This window comes from Haloferax sp. Atlit-4N (assembly GCF_003383025.1).
Classification (GTDB): Archaea; Halobacteriota; Halobacteria; order Halobacteriales; family Haloferacaceae; genus Haloferax; species Haloferax gibbonsii.
The window spans coordinates 876751-891044 of sequence record NZ_PSYY01000002.1; the positions used below are offsets into that span (position 1 = coordinate 876751).

At 66.0% G+C, this 14294-nt stretch carries 17 protein-coding genes; 8 read left to right on the forward strand and 9 right to left on the reverse strand.

Features of this window, described 5'->3' with window-relative positions; all coding sequences use genetic code 11:
* Nucleotides 1-1551, reverse strand: coding sequence for a glycerol kinase GlpK (gene glpK / locus C5C07_RS13535; RefSeq protein ID WP_050459369.1), 1551 nt, complete (start codon nt 1549-1551; stop codon nt 1-3).
* A 372-nt stretch (nt 1552-1923) separates the two neighbouring features.
* Between glpK and C5C07_RS13540 the strand changes: the two genes are divergently transcribed.
* Nucleotides 1924-2157, forward strand: coding sequence for a DUF2249 domain-containing protein (locus C5C07_RS13540; protein ID WP_004976062.1), 234 nt, complete (start codon nt 1924-1926; stop codon nt 2155-2157).
* 110 nt (nt 2158-2267) lie between these two features.
* Complete coding sequence (locus C5C07_RS13545; RefSeq protein ID WP_004976063.1) at nt 2268-3608, forward strand: hypothetical protein; 1341 nt, start codon at nt 2268-2270, stop codon at nt 3606-3608.
* 32 nt (nt 3609-3640) lie between these two features.
* Here C5C07_RS13545 and C5C07_RS13550 read toward each other — a convergent pair whose 3' ends face one another.
* Nucleotides 3641-3940 carry a hypothetical protein gene (locus C5C07_RS13550; protein ID WP_004976065.1) on the reverse strand — a complete coding sequence of 100 codons (300 nt, stop codon included), beginning with the start codon at nt 3938-3940 and terminating at the stop codon, nt 3641-3643.
* Nucleotides 3941-4085: 145 nt separating this feature from the next.
* On the opposite strand from C5C07_RS13550, the gene C5C07_RS13555 reads away from it, so the two are divergent.
* Complete coding sequence (locus C5C07_RS13555) at nt 4086-4391, forward strand: cupin domain-containing protein (RefSeq protein ID WP_004976066.1); 306 nt, start codon at nt 4086-4088, stop codon at nt 4389-4391.
* Between the two features lie 33 nt (nt 4392-4424).
* On the opposite strand, the gene C5C07_RS13560 is transcribed toward C5C07_RS13555, so the two are convergent.
* On the reverse strand, nt 4425-5045 hold the full coding sequence (locus C5C07_RS13560) for a hypothetical protein (RefSeq protein ID WP_115805277.1): 621 nt from the start codon (nt 5043-5045) through the stop codon (nt 4425-4427).
* Nucleotides 5046-5284: 239 nt separating this feature from the next.
* On the reverse strand, nt 5285-5605 hold the full coding sequence (locus tag C5C07_RS13565) for a hypothetical protein (protein WP_004976068.1): 321 nt from the start codon (nt 5603-5605) through the stop codon (nt 5285-5287).
* Nucleotides 5606-5852: 247 nt separating this feature from the next.
* On the opposite strand from C5C07_RS13565, the gene C5C07_RS13570 reads away from it, so the two are divergent.
* Together C5C07_RS13570 and C5C07_RS21055 are read left to right on the forward strand one after the other, a co-directional pair.
* On the forward strand, nt 5853-6119 hold the full coding sequence (locus C5C07_RS13570) for a hypothetical protein (protein ID WP_049905144.1): 267 nt from the start codon (nt 5853-5855) through the stop codon (nt 6117-6119).
* Between the two features lie 137 nt (nt 6120-6256).
* Nucleotides 6257-6610 carry a hypothetical protein gene (locus C5C07_RS21055; protein ID WP_147299499.1) on the forward strand — a complete coding sequence of 118 codons (354 nt, stop codon included), beginning with the start codon at nt 6257-6259 and terminating at the stop codon, nt 6608-6610.
* Between the two features lie 103 nt (nt 6611-6713).
* Here the strand turns inward: C5C07_RS21055 and nirK are convergent, their stop codons facing one another.
* The 3 genes from nirK to C5C07_RS13580 form a co-directional block, all read right to left on the reverse strand.
* Nucleotides 6714-7793 (reverse strand): copper-containing nitrite reductase, encoded by a 1080-nt coding sequence (gene nirK / locus C5C07_RS13575; protein ID WP_004976083.1) that lies wholly within the window; start codon nt 7791-7793, stop codon nt 6714-6716.
* Between the two features lie 169 nt (nt 7794-7962).
* The gene (locus C5C07_RS21320; RefSeq protein ID WP_008096193.1) at nt 7963-8115 is read right to left on the reverse strand and encodes an HVO_2142 family zinc finger protein; all 153 of its coding nucleotides are present in this window, start codon (nt 8113-8115) and stop codon (nt 7963-7965) included.
* A 140-nt stretch (nt 8116-8255) separates the two neighbouring features.
* Nucleotides 8256-8615: a DUF2249 domain-containing protein gene (locus C5C07_RS13580; protein WP_004976086.1), complete on the reverse strand. Its 360-nt coding sequence runs from the start codon at nt 8613-8615 to the stop codon at nt 8256-8258.
* 32 nt (nt 8616-8647) lie between these two features.
* Between C5C07_RS13580 and C5C07_RS13585 the strand changes: the two genes are divergently transcribed.
* From C5C07_RS13585 to C5C07_RS13595, 3 genes are all read left to right on the forward strand, one after another.
* Nucleotides 8648-9820: a TIGR04053 family radical SAM/SPASM domain-containing protein gene (locus tag C5C07_RS13585; RefSeq protein WP_004976088.1), complete on the forward strand. Its 1173-nt coding sequence runs from the start codon at nt 8648-8650 to the stop codon at nt 9818-9820.
* A gap of 84 nt (nt 9821-9904) precedes the next feature.
* Nucleotides 9905-10471: a halocyanin domain-containing protein gene (locus C5C07_RS13590; RefSeq protein ID WP_004976090.1), complete on the forward strand. Its 567-nt coding sequence runs from the start codon at nt 9905-9907 to the stop codon at nt 10469-10471.
* A 95-nt stretch (nt 10472-10566) separates the two neighbouring features.
* Nucleotides 10567-11064 carry a hypothetical protein gene (locus C5C07_RS13595; protein WP_004976093.1) on the forward strand — a complete coding sequence of 166 codons (498 nt, stop codon included), beginning with the start codon at nt 10567-10569 and terminating at the stop codon, nt 11062-11064.
* A gap of 179 nt (nt 11065-11243) precedes the next feature.
* Here the strand turns inward: C5C07_RS13595 and C5C07_RS13600 are convergent, their stop codons facing one another.
* Together C5C07_RS13600 and C5C07_RS13605 are read right to left on the reverse strand one after the other, a co-directional pair.
* The gene (locus tag C5C07_RS13600) at nt 11244-11852 is read right to left on the reverse strand and encodes a methyltransferase domain-containing protein (protein WP_049905145.1); all 609 of its coding nucleotides are present in this window, start codon (nt 11850-11852) and stop codon (nt 11244-11246) included.
* Between the two features lie 155 nt (nt 11853-12007).
* Nucleotides 12008-14290 (reverse strand): nitric-oxide reductase large subunit, encoded by a 2283-nt coding sequence (locus C5C07_RS13605; protein ID WP_004976097.1) that lies wholly within the window; start codon nt 14288-14290, stop codon nt 12008-12010.
* Nucleotides 14291-14294 lie beyond the last annotated feature (4 nt).

Here is a 14294-nt window from a genome sequence, read left to right on the forward strand (position 1 = left end):
TCACTCGTCCCCCTCGGTTTCGTCTTCGCGCGCCCAGTCGAGCGAGCGGTCGACCGCGTCGTGCCAGCGGTCGTACAGCTTGTCGACGCGCTCGGCGTCGGCCTCGGGCGAGAACTCGCGGTCGACCTGCCAGTTGTCGCGGAGTTCGTCCACCGTGTCCCAGTAGCCGACGGCGAGGCCGGCGGCGTACGCCGACCCGAGGGCGGTCGTCTCGTCGACCTCCGGCCGGGCGATGTCCGTCTGGATGATGTCGGACTGGAGCTGACAGAGGAAGTTGTTCTTGACCGCGCCGCCGTCGACGCGGAGCGCGTTCAGTTCGACGCCCGAGTCGGCCTCCATGGCCTCGGCCACGTCGCGGGTCTGGTAGGCGATGGATTCGAGCGTCGCGCGGACGAGATGCTCCTTCCGCGTGCCGCGGGTCATGCCGACGATGGTGCCGCGGGCGCGACCGTCCCAGTGGGGCGCGCCGAGGCCCGTGAACGCCGGGACCATGTAGACGCCGTCGGTGGACTTGACCGAGCGCGCGAGTTCCGCCGTCTGGGCGGCGTTGTTGATGAGGTCGACGTCTTCGAGCCACTCGATTGCCGCGCCGGTGATGAAGATAGAGCCTTCGAGGGCGTACTGCACGGGCTCGCCGGAGAGTTGGAACCCGATGGTCGTCAGGAGGCCGTGGTCGGACGAGACCGCCTCGGTCCCGGTGTTCATGAGGTAGAACGAGCCGGTGCCGTAGGTGTTCTTCGCGTCGCCCTCGTCGAAGCAGGTCTGGCCGAACAGCGCGGCCTGCTGGTCGCCGAGCGCGCCCGCGACGGGGATTTCCGCGCCGAGGAAGCCGTCGGCGTCCGTGTGGCCGTAGAGGTCTTCGTCCGAGGACGGCCGGACCTCCGGGACCATCTCTTTGGGCACGTCGAACTCGGCGAGGAGGTCGTCGTCCCAGTCGAGCGCCTCGATGTCGTAGAGCATCGTCCGCGAGGCGTTCGACACGTCAGTGATGTGGTTGCCCGTCAGGTTGTAGATGAGCCACGCGTCGATGGTACCCATCAGGAGTTCGCCCTCCTCGGCCCGACTGCGGAGGTCGTCGCCGCGCGAACTCTGGAGCTTCAGCGGCTCCGCGTTGTCGAGAATCCACTCGACTTTCGTCGCCGAGAAGTAGGCGTCCGCTTCGAGGCCGGTCTGCTCGCGAATCCACTCGACTTTGTCTTCGGCCTGGAGTTCCTCGACGCGGTCGGTCGTCCGGCGGTCCTGCCAGACGAGCGCGTTGTGGACCGGCTTGCCCGTCTCACGGTCCCAGACGATGGTCGTCTCGCGCTGGTTCGTGATGCCCAGCGCTTCGAGTTGCTCCGCGTCGAGGCCGGCGTCGGCCAGCCCGTCCGCGATGACCTGCTTCGTGTTCTCCCAGATTTCGAGGGGGTCGTGTTCGACCCATCCCGGATTCGGGTAAATCTGCTCGTGTTTCTCGTAGGCGTTGCCGACGACCTGCCCGCTGTGATCGAAGATCATGAAGCGCGTTCCGGTCGTCCCCTGGTCGATCGAACCGACGTATGTGTCTACCATGTGTGTTCCGTGCCCTGCCCAATTCGTTATTGCTGGTGCGGGCTTACCAGTAAACAATATATTGAATCGTTATAAATATACCTCTCAGACTGATTTTCGTCGGTGACACACGGGAACCAACTGTCGTTCGAATGGGTGTTTCGAGAGCCCACCCACACAATAGAGGCGCTTTCATCCGCGTATTCCCGGAGTAACCAGTTCCCGTCCGAAAGCACCCGACGCTCGGCGACGAACGTATTCTTCACCGAGAACAATCACAGAATCATTATGTTTACTAGCCATCCGCAGTGGGTAGTGTCGATTCGGTTCAGCCGTGCGAGCGAACGTGTTCGGGGTAATCGACTCGGTGGTCTCCCGCGAGGGACGATACGCATGGCAGACACCACCCTCGACGTGCGCGACCTCCCCCCGGTAGAGCGCCATCCGAAGATTCACGCCGCCTTCGACGACCTCGACGCCGGCGAGTCGCTGACGATTCTCAACGACCACGACCCCAAGCCGCTGTTCTACGAGATGCAGGCGGAAGTCGACGCCTTCGACGCCGACAACTACACCGTCGAACAGCGCGCCCCCGACGAGTTCGCGGCGACGTTCCCGAAGCAGTAGCGTCGCGGCCGCGGGTCGTGACCGCGGTTCCGGCCCGCCTCCCGCGTTTCTCCACCTCGACGAATATGTTCGGAGTCACCGGTAGGACTCCTCGCCGCGCTAGGTCGCGTATGAGCGCCATTCCCGCCGACATCGACACGGCTCGACAGCCACCGATGACGATTCCGCTCCGGCACTTCGTCGTCGCGCTCGGCCTCCTCGCGGCCGCGGTGGGCCTCCGGGTCGGCCTCGCCGTCGGCGTCGCTCCCGGTGCCGCCCGCCTCGCGCACGTCCACCTCCTCGTCGCGGGGTGGGTGTGCGTCACCATCATGGGCGCGATGACGCAGTTCGTCCCGGTCTGGTCCGGCGTCGACCTCTACTCTCGACGACTCGCGACCACCCAACTGTGGGCCGTCGGCGTCGGTCTCGTCGGCCTCGCGGGGTGCTTTCTCCTCGGCGCGTTCGCGTGGCTCCCGGTCTTCGGTGCCGCCGCCCTCCTCGGCTTCTGGACGTTCGCCTACAACATGGCGCGCACGCTCTCTCGACTCGACGGCTTCGACGTGACCGAGCGCCACTTCGGCCTCGCAATCGGCTTTCTCGTGGCCGTCACCGGGCTCGGGTTCCTGCTCGCGGTCGACTTCACGCGGCCGCTTTTCGCCGGCGTCGGCGCGACCCACGGGACCGTCCGCGCGGCCCACGTCACGCTCGCCGTCTTCGGCGTCGTCGTGACGACCGTCGTCGGCGCGCTCTACCAACTCGCGACGATGTTCACCCAGACGAAACTCCGCGGCGTCGACGTGTGGCTCCGCCGCGTCGAGGAGGTCGGCTACCCGCTGGGCGTCGTCGCGCTCGCCGGCGGGCGACTCGTCTCCGAGCCGACGCTCGCGCGGGTCGGCGGCGCGCTCGTCGCCCTCTCGCTTCTCGGCGTCGCGGCGATTCTCGCCCGCCGCCTCGTCGAGTCGTCGGTCGACTGGACGCCCATGCTCACCCGGTACGCCGTCGCGGCCGTCGCGCTCGCCGCCTGGGCCGTCCTGACGGTCCCCGCGTGGGTCGCGGCCCCGCTGGCCGGCGACCGCCTGTTCGGCACGCCGGGGGTCGACTCGCTGTTCCTCCTCGGGTTCGTCGGCTTCGTCGTGCTCGGGACGCTCTACCACGTCGTCCCCTTCATCGTCTGGGTCCACCGCTACAGCGACCGCCTCGGCCTCGAACCCGTACCGATGCTCGACGACCTCTACAGCGACCGCCTCGCCCGCCTCGACTTCGCCCTCGTCCTCTCGGGGGTCGCCGTCGTCGTCACGAACGACCTCGCCGGACTCTCTCCGGCCGCCGAGACGGCGGGCTGGACGCTCGTGTTCGTCGGCGTCGCGGCGTTCGCCGCGAACCTTTTGCGGGTCATCTGGCTCCACAGCCCGCAGTCGCTGGTCGGCGGCGCAGTCGCGTCGGCCGCCGATGCGGACGACGGCGCGGACTGAGTCGATTCGTCAGCGACGCGTCTCGGACTCCTTCATTCCATGAGCAGTTCGGGCGCGAGGAAGAGCATCGCGAGCAGACACGTCAGGACGAGAACCGCCGCGAGACGCAGGACCCCGGCTTCTCGCCGTCGATCGTTCGGAAGCGACTCGGCGACGCCGGACAGCGCGGTCCCCGCTATCATGAACAGGAGCCACCCGCCAGACAGGGACTGGTCCACGACGGCGTACTGCCAGTACAGACCCGACATGACGAGCGCGCCGCAGAGCTGGACGACCGGGAAGACGCCGCCGGAGGGCTCGCTGAACACGGTTTCGTCGACGATGGAGGGCATCGAACAGGCCATCGCCCGCGGAGAACAAAATAGCACCTGCTGTCGCTCACCTCGCCGGCCGTGCGCTCGTTCGCTCCCGGTCGTGTCTCCCCCGAACGCGTTCGGCCGCAGGCTTACCGACCGCGCGGCCGACAGTCCAGCCGTGATGCCAGAACACGCCGCGCTCGCCGACCTCCCGCCGCAGATGCACGCGCCCGTCTTCGAGACCGACCGCCCGAAAACCGTCAGGCTCCGCCTCGAAGCCGGCGACGAGGTGCCGGCGCACTCTCACCCCGGCTTCGACATCGTCTTCCACGTCGTCGACGGCCGGATGGAACTCGCGCTCGACGGCGAGACCCACGAGGTCGCGGCGGGGGAGCTGCTGCGGTTCGGCGGCGACCGCGACATCTCGCCGCGCGCGCCAGTCGATAGTACCGCAGTGCTCGTGTTCGCGCCGGCCGGTGACGACTGAGCTGCGGGGTCACGACGGACGAAAAACGGACGCCTACTGCTTTTCGCCCGACAGCCGGTTCAGCGCCGCCTCGAACTCCTCGGACAGCGAAACCGCTCCGGGTTCGGCCTCGTCGTCGCGCTCGCCCGCTGGCGCTCCAGCGACGCGGGTCGAGTCGTTCGTCTCCGCCTGCGCCTGGGCGTCGCCCGCGTCCATCGCGTCGAGCTCCGCGTTGATGGCGTCGGCCTGCTGGTGCATCGGCGCGACGCGGACCCGGACGCGATCGTAGTCGTGGCGGTCGGCGAGGCCGTTCCACGCCCGAAACGCGCCGACGGTGAGCGTCTTCGACTGCGGGCAAAACGGCGTCGTCGGCGTGAACTCCGCGCGGAGAATCGACGGGTCGTCGCGGTCCTCCGCGTAGCGAAAGCCCGCCTCGGGGTGTCGCCGGTCGAGGTTCAGCCGCGCGAGGTTGTAGCCGAACGTCACGTCGTAGACGCCGCGGTCTTCGAACAGGTCGCGCGCGACCCGGTGGACGGCGACGTGGTCGTCGCCGTCGAGGACGCGGTGACCGTCGAGAAAGGCGTCCGGGTCGGGCAGGTGTTCCGGGACGAACTGGTCGATATCGTCGAAGCGGTCGGCTCGCGACCCGCCGAACAGGGATGGGATGTCTGGCATGGTCCGAAATGGGGTCGCCACGGGCGTAGGCCCACCCCCGAACACGTTCAACGCACCGTTCGGTGCCGGCGCCCGTCGCGGTCGTGGCACGAGTCGATGGTGCTCGGTGCTGTCAAAATTCGTCGTCGCGGGACGGGAGCTACGTATGGACGGGCCAAAGAGTGGCACAGACGGACCGGACACGGCTCGGAGCGTAGGTTACCGAAATATCGCCACGACGGAGACGGCTTCGGACGCACTCATCTCCGATTTATCAATCGCTGAATCCGGTCGCGAACCTCGTCCGCGGAGTCGTATAGCTCGTTGTCAACCGGAGCGAGGACCTCGTCGACGGGTTTCAACCCTCCTTGCGTTTCGACCTCGTAGTCGCCGTAGTTCTCGACGAGTTGCTCCGTCGTGGTCGGGTAGTCCTGAATCTCAAGCGCATCGTCGAGGTCCCCAAGCTGCTCCCCGGGGGCGGGTTCGTCGGCGCGGTCACGCGCCTCTTGGAGCGCTCGTTCGCGCTGGCGCTGTTCTTCGTTGGCCGCTTGCTTGTTTCGGCCCTGTTTGTCGTCTGGCATCCTTGGCACTTCGAAAGCGAACGGGATAATGCTGTGGCCGATTCTCGGTAGTCACTTCCGACATGCGGGTTCTGTCAGGTCCGGCGGGGGTCAACAGCGTCAGGTAGAAAACCGGTCAGTCCGGGGACGACCGGTTGGTGCCGGCGCTCCGTTGCGGTCGGAACGGTCGAGGTACACGATGAATGCCAACCGGCCTCAGAGTGGCTTTATTTTCGGCCCGCATATACGGTACACCACTTGCGGAACGATGCGTGCTCACCAATCGCTCGAAATCCTCGCCGTGGCTATCCTCTACATCTGCGTGTTTGTGATAGTCGTCGGATCTGCGCTTGATTCGATAGCCGGCTTGGAAACGCTCTCGATGGATGCTACGAGGGGTGTTGAACGCACATGGGACTTAGTCTCGAAGCCACAGGGCTGGATTCTCTGTCTCGGCTACGTCCCAGTTCATTTCGCGTACCTGTTCGTCCGCGCACGACTCGCCGGTGAATCGGTTGATTCCTACTGGGACTGACAACCGCCACGATGTGTAATACGCCTCGCTGAACACAGAGTGCGAGTCGGCCACTAGCGACTCGCTGGCGAAATATATTACACGTCCAATCAGTACTCGTTCACGTATGCGTTGCAACCAGCATCGGCCCTCTATCGATGACTGACATCAACGACGAGTTCGGTGGTGTGTGGGGTGGCGTGAGTACGCTGCTAGTCGCAGTACTCGCCATCGGCGTCTTCGTATTCTTGACGAACCCGATCAATACTGGTGGAGTTATCGCCGGAATCGTTTTGGCCCTTATTGGTCTTGTACAGGTTCTTGCCCCTCGCATCTCGCCGTGGTTCAAACGCCTTAGCCGTCACTGGATTGGCCTGTGTTGGATACTCATCGGTGGCGGGATAGCGACTCTCGGGCTTGTTGCCTCGTCAACAACCGGAACGCTCGTTGGTGGAGTTGTACTCGGGGCACTGTTCATACTCTTTGGAAGTGCTGTTGTATTCGGTCGTTGACATCGCCCTCTAAGCGTTGCACGCGTGTTCTCTCAACACCGAGAGGTTTCGACAGAGACGGGCGAAAAACAGCGATCAATGGTTGCCAGTCGGTGCGACGGCGCTACTGCGGGTCAGGGTCGGAGTCGAATATCTCGGGGTCCTCCGGCCCCTCGGCGCGGATGACCGCCATACAACCCTTGCGGGCGACGCGGGACAGCGAGTGGTCGACGAGTTTGAAGTCGCCGGGGACGGGCGAGCTCATCGTCGCGATGGTCGTGCTCCCCGGCGGGACGAGCCGCGTCTGGATGTGGCTCTGGGGCTCCGTCGTCAAAGAGCCGTCCGGGTAGAGCGTCTCCCAGACGCTCCCGATGGGGTGGAAGCTACTGGAGAGGTTCGGCCCCCCGTCGACGAAGTACACCCGGACCGTCTCGCCCGTGCCGACGGTCGCGGCCGGTCCCCGGCCGTTGGGCGTCCACGCGTACTTCTCGCCGTTCATGAGGACGTACGTTGGGTCCTCGTCCCGCATCGACGCGTAGTCGAAGTTGTGCTGGCCCTCCTCGCCGGCGGCCTTGTCGGTGTAGAGTTCGTGCTGGCCGATGTAGACCTCGTGGTCGACCTCGGGAAGCCCCTCCGGTGGCTCGACGAGGATGAGCCCGAACATCCCGGCGCTGATGTGCATGTCCATGTTCGGCACGGCGCAGTGGTAGATGTACGCGCCGGGGTAGGTCGCCTTGAACCGCAGGTGCGCCGTCTCGCCGGGGTTCGTCATCGTCGCCTCCGCGCCGCCGCCGGGACCGGCGACCGCGTGGAAGTCGACGTTGTGCGGCATCGCGTTCTCCTCGGGGTTCTCGAACGTCAGGTTCACCGTGTCGCCCTGCCGGACGCGGATGAACGGACCGGGGACCTGCCCGTTGTAGGTCATGTAGGTGAACGTCACGCCGTCTTCGACCTCGGCGGTCACCTCCTCCGGCCGGAGCGTCACGTCGACCTCGGCGGGCTCGCTTCGGTCGATTGGTCCGGGGATATCAGTGGGGTCGGCCGCGACTTGGTCGACCAGATTCGTCGAACGCTGTTGTGTCGGTTCCTCCGTCCCGTCGAGCGACTGCGCGGCGGTCGGCGCTTTCGTCGCACAGCCGGCGAGCGATGCGGCGCCGCCGAGTCCGAGCCACTGGAGCGTCCGTCGCCGAGTCGTAGATAGCATCTGTGTCTCCCTCCGGTTGAATCGAGTGCCCGAACACGGGTATAAACGAACAATGGTTGTACGGTTGGGAGACGCGCTCCGAACATCTTCGCGAGTCGTACCACACCGCGAGACGCGAGCGGGCGCGGTCGCTCCCGAGTGCGCGAGTCCCGAGAAGACGAACGAGGGTTCAGTCGTCGCCGACGAACCGGTCGCGGCGGTACCGACACTGCTCGCAGAAGAACTGCGCGAGTCCCGCTGGCTGCGTGCCGGTGAAGGCCATCTCGGAGCCGCAGTCAGGGCACCATTCGGAGTGGGTGGTATTCGTGTGGTCTGAACTCATACCACGTACAAACGCGTGAGGAGTTATTACATTAACGATTATGCCAAATTAGGCTCGATTGATACGTTTCGGGACGCTAAGGGTGTCGACGACGACGTTAGCGAGGGGCACGCTGGAGGTGAGTCGGTGGTGGCGACGACTCAGGGGTCCCAAATCGCGGTGACGACGCCGTCCTCACGCTCGGCCGAGCAGTAGGCGAACCCCCGGTCGTCGAGCTTCGGGTAGAGGAACTTCGGCTCGCGGTCGTTGAGCTGGACGAACACGGTTTCGCCGTCGAGTGCGGCGAGGCGGTTCATCGTCTCCGTGAGCGGTTCCGGCGGCGGCAGCTCCCGCACGTCGAGGAAGCTCACCGCTCGTTCGCTCGGTGCGTCGAGTCCGTCGAGGTACGCTTCGTGCTCCATACCGGTGTCGTGGGGCCGCCGGAGCAGGAAGTTCACCCCGAACGTGTTCGTCCCGTCGCCGCCGGTCTTGCGGCCGAACGCGTTCGGGGTGTGGCTCACCTTTCACGCCCTCGAACCACCCGACCAGAGCCATGTCTCGACCGCCACACCTCGACACCGACACGGGAACGGGGAGCGACGCGGACGCGCCGCCGACGGCGACCGCCCCGCCTGACCCGTCGAGCATCGACACCTCGCGGCGGCCGTTCGTCCTCATCTGGGAGGTCACCCAGGCGTGCGGCCTCGCGTGCGACCACTGCCGGGCGGACGCGACGCCCGCACGGCACCCCGACGAACTGACGACGGCGGAGGGCACGCGCCTGCTCGGCCAGGCCCGCGAGTTCGGCCCCGGGCAGCTCGTCGTCCTCTCCGGCGGCGACCCGCTCGCCCGTTCGGACCTCGTGGACCTCGTCGAGTACGGGACCGACTTGGGCCTCCGGATGACGCTCACCCCGAGCGGGACGTCGTCGCTGACGCCCGAGACGGTCGCCGACCTCGCCGACGCGGGCGTCAAGCGCATGGCGCTCAGCCTCGACGGCGCGACCGCGGCGTCGCACGACGCCTTCCGAGGCGAAGACGGGAGTTTCGAGCAGACCGTCGCGGCCGCCCGCGCGGCCCGCGAGGCCGGCCTCCCGCTCCAGATAAACACGACCGTCTGCGCCGAAACGGTCGACGAACTCCCCGCGCTCTGCGACCTCGTGGCCGACCTCGGGGCGGTTCTCTGGTCCGTGTTCTTCCTCGTCCCCGTCGGGCGCGGGCGCGTCCTCGACCCGATTTCCCCCGAGCGGGCCGAGCGCGTCATGGAGTGGCTGGCCGAGGTGAGCGCAGAAGCGCCCTTCGGCGTCAAGACGACCGAAGCGCCCCACTACCGCCGAGTCGCCATCCAGCGCCGGCGGGACGCGAGCGACGCGCCCCCGACCGACGGCATCGGCCGCCGACTCGGCATCACCGCGGGCGACGGCTTCGCCTTCGTCAGCCACACCGGCGAGCTGTTCCCGTCGGGCTTTCTCCCCGCGTCCGCCGGCTCGGTCCGCGACGGCGGACTCGTCGAGCGGTACCGCGAGAGCGACCTCTTTCGGGCGCTCCGGGACCGCGACGCCCTCCGCGGGAAGTGCGGCGCGTGCGAGTTCCGCCACGTCTGCGGCGGCAGTCGGTCGCGGGCGTACGCCCACACCGGCGACCCGCTGGCAAGCGACCCGCTCTGTGGGTACGTACCCGCCGACTACGACGGACCGATGCCCGGGACTCGGTCGGCGGGCGACTGACGCCTCGGGAGTGGCGGCGCACGGGAAGAACCCCGAACACGTTCGGGATAACCGCTTGCATCCGTCGCCGCCGAGGTGTAGCTGATGACGCGCGACACAACCTTCACGAGACGGCGCTTTACGGCACTGACTGCGACGGCGGCGCTGTCGACGGCGCTCGCCGGCTGTTCCGGCTCCGGCGACGACGCCGCGAACGCGGCCGAAGCGGACGGGGGCGACGCGACGACCGCCGAATCGACCGCGGAGCCGACGACCGACTCCGGCGGCACGACCGGCGGCGACGACGGTTCCGGCGGCGGGAGCGCCCCGCAGTTCGACGGCTGGTTCGACAACGTCGACAACTACGACGGCGTCTCGGACGAGACCGGGAGTTCGACGGTGACGGTGACAGTGGGTTCGCAGGCGAACGGCGGGGCGTTCGGGTTCGGCCCGGCCGCCGTGCGGGTCTCGACGGGAACCACGGTCGTCTGGGAGTGGAACGGAAAAGGCGGGTCGCACAACGTCGCCGCCGCGGACGGCGGGTTCGAATCGGAGTTGGCGGGCAATAGCGGTCACACGTTCGAACACACCTTCGAGGAGGCCGGGACGTACAGATACGCCTGCACGCCGCACGAGACGCTCGGGATGAAGGGCGCGGTCGTCGTTGAGTAGCGTCCGGCCACGTCGTTTTTCGGTCTGTTTCCGCCCGCAGTCGGTCGGTTCTCGACTGCCGCGAACTTCTTCTTCCGGTGCGACGAATCTCTCGCATGGGCCGTCCACCACTCCTCGCCGCCGCGCGCCGCCGCCCCTCGATGACGTTCGCTCTCGCGGGCGGCGCGTTCGCGCTCTGGTACGTTCTCGCCGACCCGGTCGTCGCGTTGTTGACCGGCGGCGACCCGGCCGCCCCCGCCGCGCCGATGGCGGTGCTCATCGCCGGGGGGTTCCTCGGCGGCGGTCTGCTCGCCAGCCTGCTCTGGCGGCGACTCGGCGGGGCGAACTCCCGAGTCCGCGGCGCGCTCGTCGGTGGGCTCGTGGGATTGCTCGCGCTCCCGGTCCCGATGTATCTGCTCGAACTCGCGGTGGTCGTGATGGAGGGCAATCCGTTCGAAGCGCCGGTCGGGATGGGGGCGGTGGCGGCGCTTGTGAGGGGTGTCGTCCTGTTTCTCGTCGTCCCGCTGTTGCTCGGGGCGCTGGGCGTGATTGCGACGCTCGGCGGGACGGTCGTCGTCGGGGCCGTGACCGGGGTGGTGCTCGCGTGGGAGTGAGTCGGGAGTCCACCGGCGGCATAAATCGGAACACGTGACTCCGTCGAACTCCTCGGAACCCGACAGGAGTGGCGTGCTGAATATAGAGGGCGTATTCAGCGACCTGTAACCGAGGGCATCGGCACTGAACGTTATCGCTGTCCGTCGTGCTGCAAAAAGAGACTCAAAAGGCCCCGACTCTATTTCTGTACAAATAATATTTCAGCAGCATGTTGGTGTGGTTCATCTCCGGAATCGTCGTCGAAGACGACATTTTCTGACTGAAGGACCTCCCAATCTTCGTAATAGCTCAGGAGTTCACCCTGCGCATAGAAATATTCGTTCTCCGTCCAGTCAGGTGGTGTCGGCACGTCTGGATGATCGATGAACGCAAAGATTGCGTGTACCCCGCCCACCGCCGTGTTCTGTTTGAAGTGGTCGAACTGCTGCGAGCGATTCGTTGGATGAATGTACTGGACGGCCCCTGCCGAATACACTACATCGACCGGTTCCGGGAGAGAGACGTCATTTGCATCGGCCCGAATCGTCTGGAGAGGGACACCTCTCTGGTTAGCGAGTCGCTCGGCCTTCTGCAACCCTTTCGGGGAGACGTCCATCGCATAGACGTTCCACCCTTGTTGGGCGAAGAAGACAGCATCTCGCCCTTCGCCGGCACCAATATCGATCGCTGTTAGTTCGTTAGCATTCCCAGAGGTGAGTTCTACAACCGTTTCTGCCATTTGATTCGGTTCTGTTCCCCAGTAGTAGTCGTCTCGTCCGTAGACCTGTTCTCTGTCTTCGAAGTTCATGATATGACTGTGTTTTCAGACGCTAGATAAGATATACTCGGTTTCCTAGTCGACTTGATACCTGACCTCTACAGAATATCGCGAGATATGCGCGCTCTATTCAGCACGGCCTCAACAGGCGAGCACAAAAAAGCGGGTCGACAGAACCTCCCCCGTTAGTCGTCGCCCAGGATGCCCTCGGCGACCGCCATGTCCTCGACGCTCGGGTCGTCGGCGGACTGCCGGAGGACGAACCGCTTTCTGACGAGGTCGGCCGCGTAGATGACCGTCCCGAGGATGATGAGGGAGTCGCCGGGGAGCCGCGCCCAGAACAGCGTCTGAATCAGCGGCTGGTCGTAGAAGGCGACGCTCCGGGCGGCGGCGTAGCTCCCGGTAAACGCCGTCTCCAACTGGAGGAAGCCGACCGGGAGGACGGAGACGAACACCATCAACACGAGGCCGACGTTCCAACACCAGAAGGCGGCGTGCAGCCACGAGCCGTCCCAGCGCTCGGCGTCGATGGAGAGCTGGAGCATGTAGGTGACCATGCCGAGCGCGAGGAAGCCGAACGCGCCGAACATCGCGGCGTGGGCGTGACCGACCGTCAGGTACGTCCCGTGCTCGTAGTAGTTGATGAGCGGGAGGTTGATGAAGAAGCCGAGCACGCCCGCGCCGACGAAGTTCCAGACGCCGCTGGCGACGATGAACATGAACGGCAGGCGGTACGGGAACGACTCGCCCGACATCGCGCGGTACTGCCCGAGCGCCTCGTAGAGGATGAACACCAGCGGGATGAGTTCGAGCGTCGAGAAGACGCTCCCGATGGGCACCCACATGTCGGGCATGCCGACCCACCAGTAGTGGTGCGAGACGCCGATGATGCCCGTCCCCATGACGAGCAGCGCTTGGAGCATGACCGCCTTCTCGGCGCTCCGGCGCGACAGGAGGTTCATCGACACCAGCGTCAGGCCGACGATGGCGACGATGAAGAACTCGAAGGCCCCCTCGACCCACATGTGGACGACCCACCAGCGCCAGAACTCCGTGACGGCGATGTTCGTCTCGGGGGTAAAGAGGAAGCCCGCGGTGAACAGGAGGGCGATGGAGCCGCCGGCGTACAGAATCATGTGCGCCAGCCCGTACGGCGGTTCCTTATCGAGAAGCGGCTTCAGGCCGCGGACGGCCAGCCCCGCCCAGATGAGGAAGCCGGCGAGGATGCCGAACTGCCAGAGCTTCCCGACTTCGAGGTATTCGAGCCCCTCGTTGCCGAGAATCCACCACAGCGAGCCGTCGATGTAGCCGTTCGCGCCCAGCCAGATGCCCGACAGGCCGCCGACCACGACGACGACGATCGCGCCGAGGAGGACGTTGATGTACGTCGACTGCTTCGGCGGTTCGTAGCCGGTCAAAAGCGGCGGGAGGAACAGCCCCGCGCCGAGCCACGTCGCGGCGATCCAGAGGATGCCGAGGTCGATGTGCCACGTCTTGGCGATGGCGAACGGGAGCAGTTGCAGGATGGGCACGCCGAATATCGACTCGATGCCGAAGAACCCGGCGCGCTCGATGTAGAAGTGCGCGAGTAGGCCGCCCAACAGCACCTGCGCCAAGAACAATCCCGCGGCCACCGGGATGAACCGAAGCGCCGCCCGCTGGCTCGGGAAGACGCTCACGTCGCCCGGCTCGGGCACCGTGATGTCTTCGGCCGACGGCTCGGGGAGTTCGACCGACTTGTACAGCCAGATGCCGAGGCCCGCGCCCGCGACGAGAAGCACCATGGCGATGACGCTCCACGTCATCGAGGCGGCGGTGGCGTCGTTGCCCGCGCCGGGCTGGTACGGCCAGTCGTTCGTGTACGAGTGAGTGCCGTCAGGGCGGTCGGTGTGGGAGAACCAGGCCGTCCACATGGCGAAGTCCGCGAATGCCCGCGCCTCCTCCTCGGAGTCGATCATGTTCGCGGGGACGCCGCGCTCGTGGTCGCCTTCGTGGTAGCGCTCGACGTACTCCTGACGAACCTGCTCGTGGGCGTAGACTTCGGCCGCGGTGTACTGAATCGCGCCGCCCTCGTAGCTGTCGTCGAGGTCTGATTTCACCACGTCGGCGACGGCGGCCTGGTCGGCGGAGTCGAGTTCGTCGTAGGATTCACCGTACCGCTCTTGGGCGTAGTAGTTCCGCATGAACTGGACTTTCAAATCCAGCGCGTCGGCGGTGTAGTCCGCGCCGTAGTACGCGCCGTTGCCCAGTATCGACCCGTGGTTCATCAGGCCGTCTTTCTGGAACACCGTCTTGCCCTCTCGAATCACGTCGCCGCTGACGACGACGTCGCCGTCGGGTCCGACCACCTCGTCGGGGATGGGCGGAGCCTCCTGGTAGGCGAACCAGGCGCCCGCGCCCATCACGACGAGGTTGAAGACGAACACGACGACGATTGCCTTCGCGATGGTCTTGCGTTGAAGCTCCATACAC